Annotated in this window: 15 protein-coding genes; 10 read left to right on the top strand and 5 right to left on the bottom strand. The window is 72.3% G+C overall.

The genetic code is table 11. The annotated features are described in order from the left end of the window. Positions 1-41: 41 nt before the first annotated feature. The 6 genes from FXF52_RS08730 to FXF52_RS08710 all read left to right on the top strand — a co-directional run bounded on the left by FXF52_RS08730 (position 42) and on the right by FXF52_RS08710 (position 6,065). Positions 42-1,025 (top strand): carbohydrate ABC transporter permease, encoded by a 984-nt coding sequence (locus tag FXF52_RS08730; RefSeq protein WP_148795235.1) that lies wholly within the window; start codon positions 42-44, stop codon positions 1,023-1,025. 26 nt (positions 1,026-1,051) lie between these two features. Continuing rightward, positions 1,052-1,924: a carbohydrate ABC transporter permease gene (locus FXF52_RS08725; RefSeq protein WP_148795473.1), complete on the top strand. Its 873-nt coding sequence runs from the start codon at positions 1,052-1,054 to the stop codon at positions 1,922-1,924. Then, positions 1,921-3,354: a GH1 family beta-glucosidase gene (locus FXF52_RS08720; RefSeq protein WP_148795233.1), complete on the top strand. Its 1,434-nt coding sequence runs from the start codon at positions 1,921-1,923 to the stop codon at positions 3,352-3,354. The genes FXF52_RS08725 and FXF52_RS08720 overlap by 4 nt, the downstream gene beginning before the upstream one ends. 92 nt (positions 3,355-3,446) lie before the next feature. Further along, the gene (locus FXF52_RS41545) at positions 3,447-3,593 is read left to right on the top strand and encodes a hypothetical protein (RefSeq protein WP_187413393.1); all 147 of its coding nucleotides are present in this window, start codon (positions 3,447-3,449) and stop codon (positions 3,591-3,593) included. Then, a complete protein-coding gene (locus tag FXF52_RS08715; RefSeq protein ID WP_148795231.1) occupies positions 3,590-5,008 on the top strand; it encodes an RNA-guided endonuclease TnpB family protein in 1,419 nt (472 codons plus the stop codon). The genes FXF52_RS41545 and FXF52_RS08715 overlap by 4 nt, the downstream gene beginning before the upstream one ends. Before the next feature lie 13 nt (positions 5,009-5,021). After that, positions 5,022-6,065, top strand: a complete 1,044-nt coding sequence (locus FXF52_RS08710) for a LacI family DNA-binding transcriptional regulator (RefSeq protein ID WP_148795229.1) — start codon at positions 5,022-5,024, stop codon at positions 6,063-6,065. A gap of 133 nt (positions 6,066-6,198) precedes the next feature. Here FXF52_RS08710 and FXF52_RS08705 read toward each other — a convergent pair whose 3' ends face one another. Further along, positions 6,199-7,410 carry an acyl-CoA dehydrogenase family protein gene (locus tag FXF52_RS08705; protein WP_148795227.1) on the bottom strand — a complete coding sequence of 404 codons (1,212 nt, stop codon included), beginning with the start codon at positions 7,408-7,410 and terminating at the stop codon, positions 6,199-6,201. Then, entirely contained in the window at positions 7,410-8,480 is a 1,071-nt protein-coding gene (locus FXF52_RS08700) for a phosphotransferase family protein (RefSeq protein ID WP_148795225.1), read from the bottom strand. Before FXF52_RS08700 ends, FXF52_RS08705 begins: the two co-directional genes overlap by 1 nt. Positions 8,481-8,629: 149 nt before the next feature. On the opposite strand from FXF52_RS08700, the gene FXF52_RS08695 reads away from it, so the two are divergent. Both FXF52_RS08695 and FXF52_RS08690 read left to right on the top strand, forming a co-directional pair. Then, positions 8,630-9,331, top strand: coding sequence for an amino acid-binding protein (locus FXF52_RS08695; RefSeq protein ID WP_148795224.1), 702 nt, complete (start codon positions 8,630-8,632; stop codon positions 9,329-9,331). Positions 9,332-9,410: 79 nt separating this feature from the next. Next, the gene (locus FXF52_RS08690; protein WP_148795221.1) at positions 9,411-10,490 is read left to right on the top strand and encodes a GNAT family N-acetyltransferase; all 1,080 of its coding nucleotides are present in this window, start codon (positions 9,411-9,413) and stop codon (positions 10,488-10,490) included. Between the two features lie 167 nt (positions 10,491-10,657). Here FXF52_RS08690 and FXF52_RS08685 read toward each other — a convergent pair whose 3' ends face one another. The 3 genes from FXF52_RS08685 to FXF52_RS08675 all read right to left on the bottom strand — a co-directional run bounded on the left by FXF52_RS08685 (position 10,658) and on the right by FXF52_RS08675 (position 13,899). Beyond that, positions 10,658-12,223, bottom strand: a complete 1,566-nt coding sequence (locus tag FXF52_RS08685; protein WP_148795219.1) for an aldehyde dehydrogenase family protein — start codon at positions 12,221-12,223, stop codon at positions 10,658-10,660. 267 nt (positions 12,224-12,490) lie between these two features. Beyond that, complete coding sequence (locus tag FXF52_RS08680) at positions 12,491-13,015, bottom strand: isochorismatase family protein (protein WP_148795217.1); 525 nt, start codon at positions 13,013-13,015, stop codon at positions 12,491-12,493. Between the two features lie 128 nt (positions 13,016-13,143). Beyond that, complete coding sequence (locus FXF52_RS08675; protein WP_148795216.1) at positions 13,144-13,899, bottom strand: LPXTG cell wall anchor domain-containing protein; 756 nt, start codon at positions 13,897-13,899, stop codon at positions 13,144-13,146. A 370-nt stretch (positions 13,900-14,269) separates the two neighbouring features. Between FXF52_RS08675 and FXF52_RS08670 the strand changes: the two genes are divergently transcribed. Further along, the gene (locus tag FXF52_RS08670; protein WP_148795471.1) at positions 14,270-14,794 is read left to right on the top strand and encodes a SigE family RNA polymerase sigma factor; all 525 of its coding nucleotides are present in this window, start codon (positions 14,270-14,272) and stop codon (positions 14,792-14,794) included. Next, positions 14,791-16,332 (top strand): WD40 repeat domain-containing protein, encoded by a 1,542-nt coding sequence (locus FXF52_RS08665; RefSeq protein WP_148795214.1) that lies wholly within the window; start codon positions 14,791-14,793, stop codon positions 16,330-16,332. Before FXF52_RS08670 ends, FXF52_RS08665 begins: the two co-directional genes overlap by 4 nt. The last annotated feature ends 2 nt before the right edge of the window (positions 16,333-16,334 follow it).

The following is a 16,334-nucleotide window of genomic DNA, read 5'->3' as shown; positions in this document are numbered from 1 at the left end:
GCCACGACGTCACCGACGCCCAACTCCCGGAAGGACCCGCAATGAGTTCCACCGTCGATGCGGTGCCACCGTCGCGCGCCGCCTCGCCACCCCCGACCACCCCGCCGCGCCAGCGCCCGTCGTACCGGCTCGGCCGCTGGGACATCACTTACTCCCCGTACCTCTACATCGCCCCGTTCTTCGTCCTCTTCGGGATCTTCGGCCTCTTCCCGCTCCTCTACACCGCCTACGTCTCGCTCTTCGACTACGAGTTGCTCAGCGGCACCAAGGAGTTCGCGGGGCTGGAGAACTACCGGGTACTGATGGCGGATGCCCAATTCTGGAACGCGGCCTACAACACGGTCGGGATCTTCATCCTCAGCACCGTGCCGCAGCTCATCGTGGCGCTGCTCCTCGCCAACCTGCTGAACCGGCAGATGCGGGCCCGCACGCTGCTGCGGATGGGCATTCTCATCCCCAACATCACCTCGGTGGCCGCGGTCGGGATCATCTTCGCGCTGATCTTCGCGGACCGGTACGGCCTGATCAACTGGTTGCTCGGCACCGTGGGTGTCGACCCGGTCGCCTGGCGGGACAACCGCTACGCCTCCTGGTTCGCGGTCGCCTTCATGGTCGACTGGCGGTGGACCGGCTACAACGCGCTGATCTACCTCGGTGCCATGCAGGCCATCCCGAAGGACCTGTACGAGTCGGCGTCGCTGGACGGCGCCTCGGCCTGGCGGCAGTTCTGGGCGATCACCGTGCCGCTGATCCGGCCGACGATCCTCTTCACGGTCATCATCTCCACCATCGGTGGCTTCCAGATCTTCACCGAGCCCCTGATGTACGGGTTCGGCCTGGTCCGCGGTGGCGCCGACCACCAGTTCCAGACCCTGGCCATGTACATCTACGAGCGGACCTTCACCGGCAACGCCGAGTACGGATACGGCTCGGCGATGTCCTGGCTGCTCTTCATGATGATCATCATCTTCGCGCTGATCAACTTCGTGCTCATCCGCCGGTCGGTGAAGGGGGACGAGAAGTGAGCACCGCGCAGACCCTGCCCCGGTCGGTGGCCCCGCTCCCGCCGACCCAGCGACGTCGCCGGCGTACCCCCGGCGCGCGGCTCTGGCAGGCCAGCCCGCTGACCTACCTCGCGCTGATCATCGGCTGTGTGTTGTCGATCTTTCCGATCATCTGGTCGTTCATCATCGCCTCCCGGGACAACAGCGCGGTCTACGAGATGCCGTCGACCCCCGGCGACCAGTTGTTCACCAACCTCGACCGGATGCTCGCCAACGAGGACGCCGCGTTCGTCTACGGTCTGGTCAACTCGGCCGTCGTGTCGAGCGTGGTCACCATCTCGGTGATCTTCTTCTCCAGCCTGGCCGGCTTCGCCTTCGCGAAGCTCAGGTTCCGGGGCAGCAACGCGCTGCTGCTGGTCATCATCCTGACCATGATGGTGCCGACCCAACTCGGCGTCATCCCGCTCTACCTGATGATGGTGGATCTCGGATGGACGGGCACCCTGCAGGCGGTCATCGTGCCGTTCCTGGTGCAGGGCTTCGGGGTGTTCATGATGCGCCAGTACGCGATGTCCGCGATCAGCGACGAGCTGATCGAGGCGGCCCGGCTTGACGGCTGTTCCACCTGGCGGATCTACTGGAACGTGGTGCTGCCGGTGCTGCGGCCGGCGGCGGCGGTGCTCGGCCTGCTGACCTTCATGCAGACCTGGAACGAGTTCCTCTGGCCGTTCATCGTGCTCACCCCGGACACTCCGACGGTGCAGTACTCCCTGAAGATCCTCTCGTCCGGGCCGTACCAGACGGACTACGTGGCCCTGTTCGCCGGCACCGCGCTGGCGACCCTGCCGCTGTTGGTCGTGTTCATCATCTTCGGCCGCCAGATCATCGGCGGAATCATGGAAGGCGCCGTCAAGTCGTGAGCAACCCAGCCAGCCCGCCCGCCGGCAGGCTCCTCGACCAGGGTTACGAACTCACCTTCCCGCCCGGCTTCCGCTGGGGCGCGGCGACCGCGGCGTACCAGATCGAGGGCGCGGCGGCCGAGGGCGGCCGAACCCCGTCGATCTGGGACACCTTCAGCCACACGGAGGGCCGGACGGTGGCCGGGCACACCGGCGACGTGGCCTGCGACCACTACCACCGGATGCCCGAGGACGTGCGGCTGATGGCCGACCTGGGGCTGACGTCGTACCGTTTCTCGATCTCCTGGCCCCGGGTGCAGCCGGGCGGCTCCGGCCCGGCCAACCAGGCCGGCCTGGACTTCTACCGGCGACTGGTCGACGAGCTGCTGGCCCACGGCATCGAGCCGTGGCTCACCCTCTACCACTGGGACCTGCCCCAGCCGCTAGAGGACGCCGGCGGCTGGCCGGCCCGGGACACCGCCGGCCGGTTCGCCGACTACGCGCAGCTCGTCGCCGACGCCCTCGGCGACCGGGTGCGGCACTTCACCACCCTCAACGAGCCGTGGTGCTCGGCCTTCCTCGGCTACGGCTCCGGCGCGCACGCGCCGGGCCGCTCGGACGGGGCGGACGCGGTCCGGGCCGGGCACCACCTCATGCTCGGGCACGGGCTGGCCGTCCAGGCGTTGCGGGCGGCCCGACCGGAAGCGCACCTGGGCATCACGCTCAACCTCTACCCGGTGACCCCGGCCACCGACTCGCCCGCGGACGCCGAGGCCGCCCGCCGTATCGACGCGCTGGCCAACCGGTTCTTCCTCGACCCGGTGCTGCGCGGGGCGTACCCGGCGGACCTGCCGGGCGACCTGCGTCAGGTCACCGACTTCGGGCACGTGCGCGACGGCGACCTGGCGCTCATCGCGGCCCCGCTCGACATGGTGGGCATCAACTACTACAGCCGGTACGTGGTCGCCGCGCCGGTCTCCGGGACCGGGCCGGACGCCTACTGGCGGGCGCCGTCGTGCTGGCCGGGCAGCGAGGACGTCCGGTTCGTCACCCGGGGTGTGCCGGTGACCGACATGGGCTGGGAGATCGACGCCCCCGGCCTGGTGGAGACCCTGGAACGCGTCCACCGCGACTACACCGACCTGCCGCTGTACATCACCGAGAACGGCGCCGCGTTCGTCGACGCGGTGGTCGACGGCCGGGTGGACGACCCGGACCGGCTGGCGTACCTCGACGCGCACCTGCGCGCCGCGCACGCCGCGATCCGCGCCGGGGTGCCGCTGAAGGGATATTTCGCTTGGTCGCTGATGGACAACTTCGAGTGGGCCTGGGGCTACACCAAGCGCTTCGGGTTGGTCCACGTCGACTACGACAGCCAGGCGCGGATCCCGAAGTCCAGCGCCAGGTGGTACGCCGAGGTGATCCGACGCAACGGGCTGGCCGCACAATAGGGCGGAAGGCCAGCCAGTAACGGGCGGCCCGGCACCGACGCCCTGGCAGGTGCCGGTCCGTCCGACGTCGGAGGTGGTTCTAGATCGTCGCCGTGAACCAGGAGGCGTTGTCCCCGCAGCAGGAGTTGGTCGAGGACCTGCTGGCGGTTGTGCACGCCTTCTCTGGCCGGCTGGTCGGGCTGCGACGCTTGGAGAAAGAACTCGCAGGGGCGCACCTGGCCGTGGAGGCTGACCGATGAAGGTCACGCGGATTGCATACTCGACGGCCCTGAATAGGGGTAAGTACGCCGGGTTGGTGGAGCAGGCTCGGCGGTTGGGTCGTGTTCGTAGTCAGGTGTGGCAGCGCTACGGGTCGATTCACGGGGTGGGGTCGGGGCTGAGGGATCGGCAGGTGCGGGATCGCTGGTTGGCGGACGGCACGCACCTGCAGTTCGGTTTGTTGGCGAATGCGTGGAAGGAAACCGTCCGCGACGCGATGGCCGACATCGCGGCAAACATGGAGGCGGCCAAGGTCGAGGTCCGGCGGGCGATCTGCCGGCGCACTAAAGATTTGGGCGAGCGTAAGCGGATGTTCACCGCGTTGAAGGCCGACCAGTGGGCCAGTGATCCGTTCCTTGCTCGGCAGATGCGCAAGCATTGGAAGCGTGGCCGCAACCGTACGCACGATCAGATTGTCGTGCGCGCCGACAACTACAACACGGTTGTTGATGGGCGTGGCCGGTTGTGGCTGGCGGTTCCCGGTCTCGAGCCCCGCAAGATGGTCAAGATCCCGCTGTCGACGACTGTCGCGCCAAGGGGCACATTGCGGCTGATCCTGCGCGGCGAGCGGGTCGAGGTGCACTACCAGATCGACGCCTCGCAGATGCGGTCGTCGCAGCGGCCGTGCGGCGAGGCGACGGTCGGTGTGGACAAGGGCTACACCGAAGCCCTGACCGACTCCGACGGTGCCCCCTACGGTGAGCAGCTCGGCTTACTGTTGGCCAGCGAGTCGGATCGGTTGAAGGTACGTAACCGGCGGCGGGCGAAGCTGCGCTCAATAGCCAATGCCGCCGCGCTGCGCGGTGACCACCCGAAGGCGCACCGGATCAAGGTCAACAACCTCGGCGCGGTGAAGCGGGATCGGCAGGCCGCCCGGCACCGGGTGCGGGTGCGTACGGAGATCTTCACCGCCGTGCACGAGGTCGTCGACAAGGCCGGCACCGTGGTCGCCGAGGACCTCACCAAACGCTTCACCGGGCGTAAGAAGCTACCCAAGAACATCAATCGGCGTCTCGCCGCGTGGACCAAGGGGGTCACCGCGGAGGCGCTGAAGAGCGTGTCGGAGCGTAGAGGTTCTGCGCTCGTTCCCGTCAACGCCGCCTACACCTCACAAACCTGTCACCGCTGCGGCGACTTCGGTCGACGTAGTGGGGACCGGTTTCACTGCACCCGGTGCGGGGTGGTGTGGCAGGCCGACGTGAACGCCGCGATCAACATCCTGCACCGAGCCGGCGACCCCGACATCGCCCTGCACACCCCACACCAGCGGGTGAAGCAGATCCTGCAGGATAGGACCGATCGCCACCGGACCAGACTGCCGGTCCAGGACTCCAGCCCGGCATTAGCCGAGCGGAGAGCGAATTATCCGAACCGCTCAGCAATGAGCAACGAGTAGGAAGCAGCAGACGATGACAACGCAGCGCACGCGGTCGCTCGGGCGCCCGACCCTCGACGCGGTCGCCGCCCGCGCCGGCGTGGGGCGCGGCACGGTCTCCCGCGTGGTCAACGGCTCGCCCCAGGTCAGCCCGGAGGCCCGGGCCGCCGTCCAGGCGGCGATCGCCGAGCTGGGGTACGTGCCCAACCGCGCCGCGCGGGCGCTGGTGACCCAGCGGACCGACTCGGTGGCGCTGGTGGTCTCCGAGTCGGGGGAGCGGGTCTTCACCGAGCCGTTCTTCGCCGGCATCGTCCGGGGCGTCAGTTCCGCGCTGCTGGAGACCCCGATGCAGCTCTGGCTGGCCATGGCACAGTCGCAGCTAGAGCGGGAGCGGGTCGAGCACCACCTGACCAACCAGCACGTCGACGGCGTGCTGCTGCTCTCGCTGCACGACAACGACCCGCTGCCCAGCCTGCTCGAGGAGCGCGGCCTGCCCACCGTGCTGGGCGGCCGGCCGGCCCGGATGCTGCACCCCGACGCCCAGCCGGCGTGGTTCGTCGACGTGGACAACGTCGGCGGCGCCCGGCAGGCGGTGGAGCACCTCTTCGCCCAGGGGCGGCGGCGGATCGCCACCATCGCCGGCCCCCAGGACATGGGCGCCGGCCTGGCCCGGCTGACCGGCTACCGGGAGGCCGTCCGGGCCGCCGGCGGCGAGGTGGACCCGGACCTGATCGCGTACGGCGACTTCAGCGAGGGCAGCGGCACCGCCTGCATGCGCCGGCTGCTCGAGGTCTGCCCGGACCTGGACGCGGTCTTCGTCGCCTCCGACCTGATGGCCTTCGGCGCCCTGCGGGCGCTCCGCGAGGCCGGCCGTCGGGTGCCCGAGGACGTGGCGGTGATCGGCTTCGACGACGCCCCGATCGCCCGGCAGGCCGAGCCGCCGCTGACCACGGTCTTCCAGCCGGTGGAGGAGATGGGCCGCCAGATGGCCCGCCTGCTGGTCTCCCGCATCCGCGGCGAGCAGGTGTCCCCCCACGTCCTCCTCGACACCAGACTCATCCACCGCGCCTCCGCCTGACCCGCCCGCCCGCGCATACCCCGCAGACCGGCCCTCGCGTTGATCATGAGGGTAGCCGCGCGGTTTGTCCTTCTTGTCCCGGCTAACTTCATGATCAATCCGGACGCGCACGGGACGGGGACGGGGATCGGGGTCAGGACCAGCGGCGGAGTTCGCGTTTGGCGAGGGAGGCCCGGTGCACCTCGTCGGGGCCGTCGGCCAGGCGCAGGGTGCGGGCCTGGGCCCAGAGGGCGGCCAGGGGAGTGTCCTGGCTGACGCCGGCCCCGCCGTACCCCTGGATGGCCCTGTCGATCACCCACTCGGCCATGGCCGGCGTGGCGATCTTGATGGCCTGGATCTCGGTGTGCGCGCCCTTGTTGCCGACGGTGTCCATCAGCCAGGCGGTCTTGAGCACCAGCAGCCGGGCCTGCTCGATGCGCACCCGGGACTCGGCGATCCACTCCCGCACCACACCCTGCTCGGCGAGGGGCCGGCCGAACGCCACCCGGTCCAGCGCCCGCCGGCAGAGCAGCTCCAGGGCCCGCTCGGCCATCCCGATCAGCCGCATGCAGTGATGGATGCGTCCCGGGCCGAGCCGGGCCTGGGCGATGGCGAAGCCGCCGCCCTCGGCGCCGACCAGGTTTTCCGCCGGCACCCGTACGTCGGAGAAGTCGATCTCGGCGTGGCCGCCGTGCGGGCCGTCGGTGTAGCCGAACACCGTCATGCCCCGGCGTACCGTTACGCCCGGGGTGTCCCGGGGGACCAGGATCATGCTCTGCTGGCGGTGCCGCTCGGCGCCCGGATCGGTCTTGCCCATCACGATGAAGATCTCGCAGCGCGGGTCCATCGCCCCGGACGACCACCACTTGCGACCGTTGATCACGTAGGAGTCGCCGTCCCGGCTGATCCGGGTGGCGATGTTGGTGGCATCGGAGGAGGCCACCTCCGGCTCGGTCATGCAGAAGGCGGAGCGGATCTCCCCGTCCAGCAGGGGCTTCAGCCAGCGCTCCCGCTGCGCCGCGGAGCCGAACTCGGCGAGCAGTTCCATGTTGCCGGTGTCCGGGGCGGCGCAGTTCAGCGCCTCCGGGGCCAGGTGTGGGCTGCGCCCGGTCAGCTCGGCCAGCGGGGCGTACTCGAGGTTGGTCAGGCCGGCGCCGTACCGGGGGTCGGGGAGGAAGAGGTTCCACAGGCCCCGCGAGCGGGCCTCGGCCTTGAGCTCGTCCATGACCGGCGGGCGCGCCCACGGGTCGCCGGCGGCGGCGACCTGCTCGGCGTGCACCGGCTCGGCCGGGTACACGCACTCGGTGAGGAACGCCTCCAGCCGGTCGCGCAGCTCGACCGTGCGGGCGTCGTACGCGAAGTCCATCACGTCTCCCTGATCGCGTGCAGACCGTGCTCGACCAGCGGCGCCACCAGCTCGCCGATCCGGTCGAAGCCCCCGCCGAGCGTCTGCCCGAGGGTGTGCCGGTAGTGGATCCCCTCGCAGATCACCGCGAGCTTGAAGCAGCCGAGCGCCACGTGCCAGTGCAGCGGGCCGACGTCGACGTCGCTGCGCCCGGCGTAGCGGTCGATCAGCTCCGCACCGGTCGGGAAGCCGGCGCGCGGGCCGAGGCCGTCGGCGACCGGGTTGCCCGCGGCGGCGTCGCTGTCGCCGAGCACGTCCCAGTAGGTCAGCAGCAGCCCGAGGTCGGCCAGGGGGTCGCCGAGGGTGGCCATCTCCCAGTCGAGCACCGCCCGGACGGCGACCGGGTCGACCGAGGTGAGGAGGTTGTCCAGCCGGTAGTCGCCGTGCACGATCCGCCCGGCGTTCGCGCCCTCCGGCACGCTGCCGGCGAGCGCGTCGCGCAGCTCGTCGATGCCGGGCAGCGGGCGGCTGCGGGACCGGTCAAGCTGGCCGGCCCAGCGACGGACCTGGCGGGCCAGGTAGCCGTCGGGGCGGCCGAAGTCGGCCAGCCCGACCGCGGCCGGCTCGACCGCGTGCAGCGCGGCGAGGGTGTCCATCATCGCCATCGCCAGGTCGCGCCGCTGCCCGGCGGTGAGCGGGTCGGTCTGCGACCGGCTCCGGTAGACCTCGCCGTCGACCTTCTCCATCAGGTAGAACGGCGCGCCGATCACCGTGTCGTCGGGGCAGAGCAGCAGCACGGCGGGGACCGGCACGTCGGTGGGGGCGAGCGCGGCGATCACCCGGTGCTCCCGGGCCATGTCGTGCGCGGTGGCCAGCACGTGCCCGAGCGGCGGGCGGCGCAGCACCACCTCCCGGTCGCCGCTGCGCAGCAGGTAGGTCAGGTTGGACTTGCCGCCGGCGATCAGCCGCGCGGTCAGCGGCCCGGCCATCAGCTCGGGCCGGTGCGCGGCCAGGTACGCGGCGAGCCGCACAAGATCGAGACCGCGGGGAGCCGGACCGGTCGGGGGTGCGTCGACGGCCGGATCGGTCATCCGGTTAGTTGATGGCAGCTCAGCTTCCTTGTCAAGGTCGCATTTTCCCGGCGGGACATGGCGCTGCAACCGGGGCGAAATGGTCAACCGGCAGGCTGGGACCCAGCCTGCCGGCCGCCCGGCCGGCCCGCCGAGCGGAGGGATCAGACATGCTGCTGAGAGTTCGGGTGACCCTGCCGGACCGACCCGGCACGCTCGGCCAGGTGGCCCGCACACTCGGCGTCTCCGGTGCCGACATCGTGCAGGTGGTGGTGCTGGAACGGCTCGGCGGCCGGGCAGTGGACGACTTCACCGTGGTGTGGCCGGGTGCGGCGCGGGTGGAACGCCTGCTGGCCGGGTTGGCCGCGATCCCCGGCGTGCGGGTCGACGGGGTGTGGCGGGCGATCGGCGCGCCGACCACCAGCGGTCAGGACGCCGAGCTGCTCGCCCAGATCGCGGCGAACCCGGCCGACGGGGTCGCCACCCTGGTCGACGCGGTGCCCGGGCTGCTCGCCGCGGACTGGGCGGTGGCCGCGGTCGTACCGCTGGACTGGGCCGCGCGCAGCGGCACCGGCGAGGCCACCGTCGGGCACGCGAGCTGGCGGGCGCCGAGCCCGCCCCGGCTGCCGGAGGTCACCCCGCTGCGGGCCCGGGCAATGACCGGCCCGGACGGGCGGCACCACGCGGTCGCGCCGTTCGGCCGCGCCGGCCTGGTGCTGGTGGTGGCGCGGGATCACACCGAGCCGCTCGCCGCCCCGGCGTTCCACTCCACCGAGGTGGACCGACTCGCCCAGCTGGTCCGCGCCAGCGCGGTGATCCTCGGCGACCGGCTCGACCTGGTCGGCGCGCCGCCGGTGACCACCGTCACGTGAGCGGTTCCCGCCGTGTCACCGTCGGGCAACGGACGCGCAACAGCCGCGCGGCAGCCTGGTGGTGAGGAAAGGAGCAGACATGGCGCTGTGGCGGATCCGAGCCACCGTGGACGACCGGCCGGGCTACCTGTCGGTGCTCACGGCGAGCCTCGCGTTGCGCGGGGTCAACATCCTCACCGTGCAGGTGCACACCACCGAGGTGGGCGCGGTCGACGACTTCCTGGTCGACGCGCCCGACCAGCTGACCGAGGCCGACCTGCGGGCGGCCGTCGAGCGGGGCCGCGGCCGGGACTGCTGGGTGGCGCGCAGCGAGGCGCGCGGCCTGGCCGACCAGCCCACCCGGGTGCTCGGCCTGGCTACCGGGCTGGTCCGTGACCCGGACGCGACCGGCGAGGCGCTGCGCACCCTGCTCGGCGCGGACGCGGTGACCTGGCGGCCGACGCCGGCCGGCCCGCTGGGCGGGGTGGGCGCGACGACGATGCTGCTGGCCGACCCGTCCGGCGGGTCGTACGACCTGCGCCGCCGGGAGCCGAGCTTCACCCCGGCCGAGTACGCCCGGGCCCAGGCGCTGGTGGAGTTGGCCGCCACGGTCGCCCGGCGCGACGCCGACCAGGTGACCCTGGTGCTGCCCGACTCGGCCGAGGTGCTGGTCCGGCCGGCCACCGTCGACGACCTGCCGGGTGTGCTGGAGCTGCACGAGACCTGCTCGGCGCGGAGCCGGCAGCGGCGCTACCTGAGCGGTGCGGCCCTGCCGTCACCGGCCCGGTTGCGGCGGCTGCTGGAGCCGGCCCAGGGGCTCACCCTGGTCGCCACGGCCGGCTCCGACGGGGAGGCGGAGCCGGTCGTGGCGCTGGCGAACCTCCTCGGCGAGGGGGACGAGGCGGAGGTGGCGCTGCTGGTCCGCGACGACTGGCAGCGGCGTGGCCTCGGCTCGGCGCTGCTGCGTCGGCTGGTCGGGCATGCCGAGCGGGTCGGCTACGGCGCCGTGCTGCTGCACGTGCTCGCCGAGAACGCCGCGATGCTGCGCACCGTACGCCGGCTGGACCGGCCCACGGCGGTAGACCGGGACGGCACGGTGCTGACCGTGACGGTGCCGCTGGGGGCGCGCCGGGCGGGGCTGCCCCGGCCGGCCGACGCGGCCGTCCGACCGTCGCCCTGACTCGATGGTCGCCCGCCGGCGCCGGGTGCCGCAACGGCGCGGTACGCCCCACGACGGCCGGCGGATGACCGGTACCGGCGCCGACCCGGCGCCACCTGGCCGACCTCCGGTGCGGGGGACGGTGACACGGCAGGGCCCCCGGTTCGGGGGCCCTGCCCGTGTCGTTGTCAGGTCGTCGGGTAGCTGCTGTAGTCGGGGAAGTTGCCGTAGAGCCGGCCGTCGCCGCCCACGGTGACCGCCTGCACCAGCAGGTCGCCGCCGACGAACGCGCCCTTCCAGGAGGCGCCCCGGCCGCCGAACGGCTCCTCCCGGTCGCCGCGCGAGCGGGGCTTGTTGATACCCACCTTGAACGCCTGCAGGTCGACCGCGAGCTTGCCGGCCAGTTCCTCGTCGTCGCAGGCAAGGGAGGCGACCAGCGCGCCGTTGGAGGCGTTCATCTGGGCGAGCAGCTCGTCGGTGGTGTCCACCACGACGATGGTGTCGACGGGGCCGAACGGCTCGGCGTGCATCAGCCGGGACCGGCCGGGCGGGGCGAGCAGCACGGCCGGCGCCACGTACGCGGAGGTGTCCTGCCCGTCGAGGAAAGGCGCGCCGTCGAGCTTGCCCCGGTGCAGCGGCACGGCGCCGCCGCGTACCGCCTCGTCCACCTTGCGGCGCAGCTCCTCGGCCTTGGCGGCGCTGATCAGCGGGCCGAAGTCCAGCTCGGGCAGCGGGTCGCCGGCCGACCAGTCGGCGCCGACGGCGAGCGGGTGACCGAACCGGACGGAGCGGACGACCGGCAGGTACATGTCGAGGAACTCGTCGACCAGGTCCCGCTGGACCACGAACCGCGGGTACGCGGTGCAGCGCTGCTTGCCGTACTCGAAGCCCTTCTTCAGGTGCGCGGCGAGCAGGTCCCACTGGGAGAAGTTCCAGATGCCCCAGGCGTTGAGGCCTTCCTGCTCGATGAAGTGCCGCTTGTCGGAGTCGAGCAGCGCCGCGGCCACCTTGCCGCCGTTGGACCGGCCGCCGACGAACGCCACCGCGCCGATCTCCGGGGCGCGCACCAGGACCTCGGAGAGCTCCTCGCCGCTGCCGGAGAGCAGGGTGGCGGGGAGCCCGGCGCGGCGCATCAGGGCGTGCGCCACGGTGAGGCAGACCGCCCCGCCCTGGGACGGGGTCTTGGCGATCACCGCGTTGCCGGCGAGCAGCTGCACCAGTTCGGCGTGGACCAGCACGCTCATCGGGTAGTTCCAGGAGGCGATGTTGCTGACCGGGCCGGGCAGCGGCTCGCGGCCGTCGGCGAGCATCCGGTCGATCTCCTGCACGTACCAGCGCACGCCGTCCAGGGCGCGGTCGACGTCGGCGCAGGCCAGCCGCCACGGCTTGCCGATCTCCCAGACCAGCAGCATGGCGAGCAGGTCGCGGTGGGCGGTCAGCGCGTCGAGGGCGTCGGTGACCCGGGCCTTGCGGTCGGCGAGCGGGGTCCGCGCCCAGTCCCGGTGCGCGGCGGCGGCGTGTTCGACGGCCCGGCGCGCCGTGTCGGCGTCGAGCCGGGCCAGGTTCACCAGAACGGTGTTGTCGACGGGGGTGCGGACCGGGGTCGGCGCGCCGACCGCCCGCCACCCGTCCTCGATGAGGTTGTGCAGCGTGGCGCCGCCGTCCGGCGCTGTGCCGAAGGCTTCCGGCGTGGCGGCCACCGCGCGGGCGAGGGTGTCGGACCAGGAGGTGCCGTCGGCGAGTGTGAGGGCCATCGCGATCTCCTCAGGGTTGTCCGGGGAGCGGCGGCGTCGATGGCACCGCTGGTGAGGCGTACTGTCCCGCGCGGTCGAGCGGGCGGGCAACCGTACGCTCGTATGCCAGGACGGCGGGTCCACCGGTTGGCGCTGGCTGCGGCCGATCCACACCGGCCCTGACCTGGGAGTACGCGGGCAAGCTATCGAGTGACGTCGATGATGTGATCCACGTCCGAGCGGTGTCGACCGGGTTGCCCCTCAGCACGGATCGATGCGCGTTGCGGTTCAGCCGCGCAGCGCCGCGATGGCCTCCTCCGTCGTGCAGACCGTGCCGAGCCGGCGGAAGACGTAGTCGACGGCGAACTCGTGCGCGTACCCGTCCAACCCGGACATCGCGTCGTGCGGCAGCACCACCCGGTAGCCGATCTCGTCGCCGATCCGGGCGGTCTGCTCGACGCCGAAGTTGGTGACCAGCCCGCCGATCACCAGGGTGTCCACCCCTCGCGCGCGCAGCGCCTCGTCCAGGCCGGTCTCGTGGAACGCGCCCCAGCTGTGCTTGACCACCGACACGTCGCCGTCGCGCGGCGCGACCTCGGCAAGCAGTTCGCTCCCCGCGGGCTGCGGATCGGGGCCGGGCCGGTCGACGCGGACGACCACCACGGTGGCACCCGCGGCGCGGGCCGCCTCGGCGAGCGCGACGCACCGGTCGACGACCTCGGGACCGGTGTGCGGAGCGGTGGGCAGGTCCACGATGCGGCGCTGCAGGTCGATCAGGACGACGGCGGTCCGGCGCGGGTCGAGAGCATCCACTTCAAGATCGTACCGAAGGTCCGGCCGCTCCTGGCCCGCTGCGGGTGCCCCTTGCCGGTGCCGCGCTGGCGGATACGCGAACCGGCCGCCGGAGGAGGGTCCGGCGGCCGGTCGAGGGCTGGCGTACGTCAGCTAGTGAAGGTGATCTTGTCCCGGCGGCGGCGCAGCGCCGTCAGCACGACACCGCCGACGATCAGCGCGAGGCCGGTGAGCGCCATGCTGGTCGCGGCCACGCCGGTGATCGGCAGGCTGCCGCTGCCGCCACCGCTGCCGCCACCCACCGAGGTGCCCGGCGACGGGGCCTCCGAGGGGTTCTCCGAGCCGCCCGGGTTCGGCGACTCCCCGCCCGGGTTGGACGGGTTCGGCGTCGGCGTCTCCGACGACGCGCACGGCTGCAGCCAGAAGACCTTGTGCTTGCCGTCGGACGACTTGCCGCCGATCAGTTCCACGTCGAGCTTGATGTGGTAACCCTGCTTCGGCTGCAGCTTCAGCCCAGTCAGGTCCAGGTCGTTGGCCGAGAGCCGGATGACCTCGTCGTGGTCGTTCTCCGCGCCGGAGGCCGGGTCATTGCTGATCAGCACGTCCTTCTTGGACCAGACGACCTTGTCCTTCGGAGTGGCGGACGGCGGCTGCGCCCAGAGGGTGATGTTCGCCCGCTGGTTCTGGTCGAAGTTGAAGAACTCCAGCTCGAATTCGCAGGTGACGTGCGGCTGGTTGTCCACGTGGTCGGTGAACGGCATCCCGTCGATCTTGACGGTGCCGTTGTCGCCCGGCGGGTTGTGCGGGTTGCCGGTGGCCGCCCACGCGGGGGCGGCGAAGGCGAGGCAGGCAGTGGCGGCGGCTGCGGTGAGGGCCGCGCGCGCCACGTGCCGACGCTCTGGCATGAGGAATCCTCCGAGATCGGGAGAGGGGACGGCACATGATCGCATATCGGGCGTGCCACCGGCTACACCGGACGGTGACTCTGAGCTGCGACGACATGCGGCGCGGACAGCCGGAAATGGCTTAAGACAAGCCACTTCCGGGGCGTGTCGATGTAACGCTGAAGGTCTCTTCGACGCTCCGCCACCGCGGTCGGTCGCGTGGCTCGCCTGCCCCAAGCCCGGGACGACACCATGCGTGCAGCGTCTCGTGGCTGCGTCCGGCGGATTGTGGCCGGTTACCGTTCCGCGCGGGCGGTGGCCGGCCACATTTTCGGCGGGCACACCCACCCGCGCGGCGCGTGGCCGGCGTGTCATGGGGTGGGAGGTGGGTGTGGACCCAGAGGAGTCGTTCCGGGCGTACGTGGCCGCGCGTACCGCCGCGCTGTCCCGGTCGGCGTACCTGCTCACCGGCGACCGGCACCAGGCCGAGGACCTGGTGCAGCTCACACTGGTGCGGCTGGCCCGGCACTGGGAGCGGGTGAGCCGCTCCGGCGACCCGGACCCGTACGTCCGGCGGACCATGTACAGCCAGCACGTGTCGCTGTGGCGTCGGCGCTGGCGGAACGTGGACCTACGGCCGGAGCCGCCGGAGCGTACGGCACCGGACGAAACGGCTGGCGTGGCGCGTGCCCTGGTGGTGCGGCAGGCGTTGGCTCGGCTGGCCCCACGGCAGCGCGCCGTGCTGGTGCTGCGCTTCTTCGAGGACCGCACCGAGGTGGAGGCCGCCGATGCCCTCGGCTGTTCCGTCTCGACGGTGAAGAGCCAGACCCGAGCTGCCTTGGCCCGGCTCCGCACCCACGCCCCGGAGTTGGCCGACCTGGTCGGCGTACCCGTGCGGGCAGGGGAGGACCGATGAGCGACGAACTGCGGAGCGCACTGCGGGACCTCGGGGAGCGGATGCCACCGGCCCGGCTCCCCGCCGACCTGTGGGCCACCGGCCGGCGCCAGCGGCGCCGCGCCCGGCTGGTGGCGGTCGCCGCCGCGGCCGCTGCGGTGCTCGCCTGCGCGGCGGTCCCGGTCGCGCTCACCCGGGTCGAGGCCGGTCCCGCGCCCGCCGCCGGGCAGGACGCCGTGCCTGCCGAGATCGGCCTGCCGTACATGTGGCAGGCGACGGTGGCCCAGGACCCGCCGGGCCCGGCCGCCGTGCTGTTCAGCGGCGGCGGGCTCGGGCTGCGCGGGATCGACCCGATCGACGACGAGGGGAAGGTCGCGGTGGTCGGCCGGGACGGCCGCTACCGGACGCTGCTGTACGGCGGCGCCGAGAGCGCCGCCGGGGAGGACGTACAGCTCTCCCCGGACGGCCGGTACGTCGCCGACAGCGGTGAGGCGTGGCTGAGGGTGACCGACCTGACCGACGGCTCCCGCCGGGTGTACGACGGGCTGCCCGACAGCGACCGCTGCTGCCCCACCCCAGTCACCTGGGCGCCGGATGGACGGTCGATCGTGGTCCTGGACACCGTCGCCGGGTCCCTTGGACTCGACGCCGACGGGCAGGACATCCAGCGTCTTCGGCTGGTCCTGGTTGACCTGGACACAGGTGCGGCCCGGATGCTGGCCGAAGAGCGCAGCGACCGGTGGCGGGTCCGGACCGCCTCGCTGGGCGCCTTCTCGCCGGACGGGACCCGGATCGTCACCACCATCGGCGACACGGTCAGCCTGCGGGACCGTACCGGCCGGGCCGTCTGGTCGCGGAACCTCGGGCCGCGCCGGGTGCTCGCCGGCAGCGGCGCGGTCAGCCCGGACGGCACCCGCATCGCCACCGTCGAACTGGACGGTTGCCTCACCCGGTGCGACGCCGCCTCGCTGGGCGCACGGTCGTGGCGGTTCGGGTGGCTCGACGCCGCGACCGGCCAGGACACCGATGGTCCCGCCCTCGCCCCGGTGCGCGGCCAGGCGGTCCGCGCGCTCGGTTGGCGTACCGGGACCGATCTGGTGGTGCTGCGGTACGAGCCGAACCCGCATGACGGCATGGCCACGCTGGAGTGGAACGACACCGGCTACTGGGAGACGGGGCACGTGCAGCTGATGGCGTTGCGCCCCGACGGTGGCCGGGAACTGCTGCTCGATCCACCGGCGGAGGTCTGCGCGCTGGACGTCGCCCGGGACCTGCTCACCGCAGGCCGGTTCGGCGGGCCCGCGGTCGGTCCGCGCCCGTTTCCGGCGCGACCGGTCATCGTCTTCGCGGCAGCGCCGTACGTCATGCTCCTCGCCGCGCTGCTGGGTGCGGTGCTGCTGTGGCGACGTCGCCGCCGGCGCGGCCCGGTTGTCCGGTCGTCGCCGGTTCCGGACTGGCAACGTCCGGTGGGCACGGCGGGACCTTCGCGGCGTACCGACCCACCGGACCCGCCGTGGCCGCCGCCGGCTGGTGGAGGATCCGAGCCGAGTCGACGGTAGGA

The organism is Micromonospora sp. MP36, from assembly GCF_008119785.1.
Classification (GTDB): Bacteria; Actinomycetota; Actinomycetes; order Mycobacteriales; family Micromonosporaceae; genus Micromonospora.
This window is presented reverse-complemented; position numbering and strand designations above follow the sequence as displayed.

What these genes read in the sequence shown, in the direction of transcription:
- FXF52_RS08730 (WP_148795235.1), top strand. Translation starts at nt 42, where the DNA reads ATGAGTTCCACCGTCGATGCGGTGCCACCGTCGCGCGCCGCCTCGCCA.
- FXF52_RS08715 (WP_148795231.1), top strand. Translation starts at nt 3,590, where the DNA reads ATGAAGGTCACGCGGATTGCATACTCGACGGCCCTGAATAGGGGTAAG.
- FXF52_RS08710 (WP_148795229.1), top strand. Translation starts at nt 5,022, where the DNA reads ATGACAACGCAGCGCACGCGGTCGCTCGGGCGCCCGACCCTCGACGCG.
- FXF52_RS08705 (WP_148795227.1), bottom strand. Translation starts at nt 7,410, where the DNA reads ATGGACTTCGCGTACGACGCCCGCACGGTCGAGCTGCGCGACCGGCTG.
- FXF52_RS08700 (WP_148795225.1), bottom strand. Translation starts at nt 8,480, where the DNA reads ATGACCGATCCGGCCGTCGACGCACCCCCGACCGGTCCGGCTCCCCGC.
- FXF52_RS08695 (WP_148795224.1), top strand. Translation starts at nt 8,630, where the DNA reads ATGCTGCTGAGAGTTCGGGTGACCCTGCCGGACCGACCCGGCACGCTC.
- FXF52_RS08690 (WP_148795221.1), top strand. Translation starts at nt 9,411, where the DNA reads ATGGCGCTGTGGCGGATCCGAGCCACCGTGGACGACCGGCCGGGCTAC.
- FXF52_RS08685 (WP_148795219.1), bottom strand. Translation starts at nt 12,223, where the DNA reads ATGGCCCTCACACTCGCCGACGGCACCTCCTGGTCCGACACCCTCGCC.
- FXF52_RS08675 (WP_148795216.1), bottom strand. Translation starts at nt 13,899, where the DNA reads ATGCCAGAGCGTCGGCACGTGGCGCGCGCGGCCCTCACCGCAGCCGCC.
- FXF52_RS08665 (WP_148795214.1), top strand. Translation starts at nt 14,791, where the DNA reads ATGAGCGACGAACTGCGGAGCGCACTGCGGGACCTCGGGGAGCGGATG.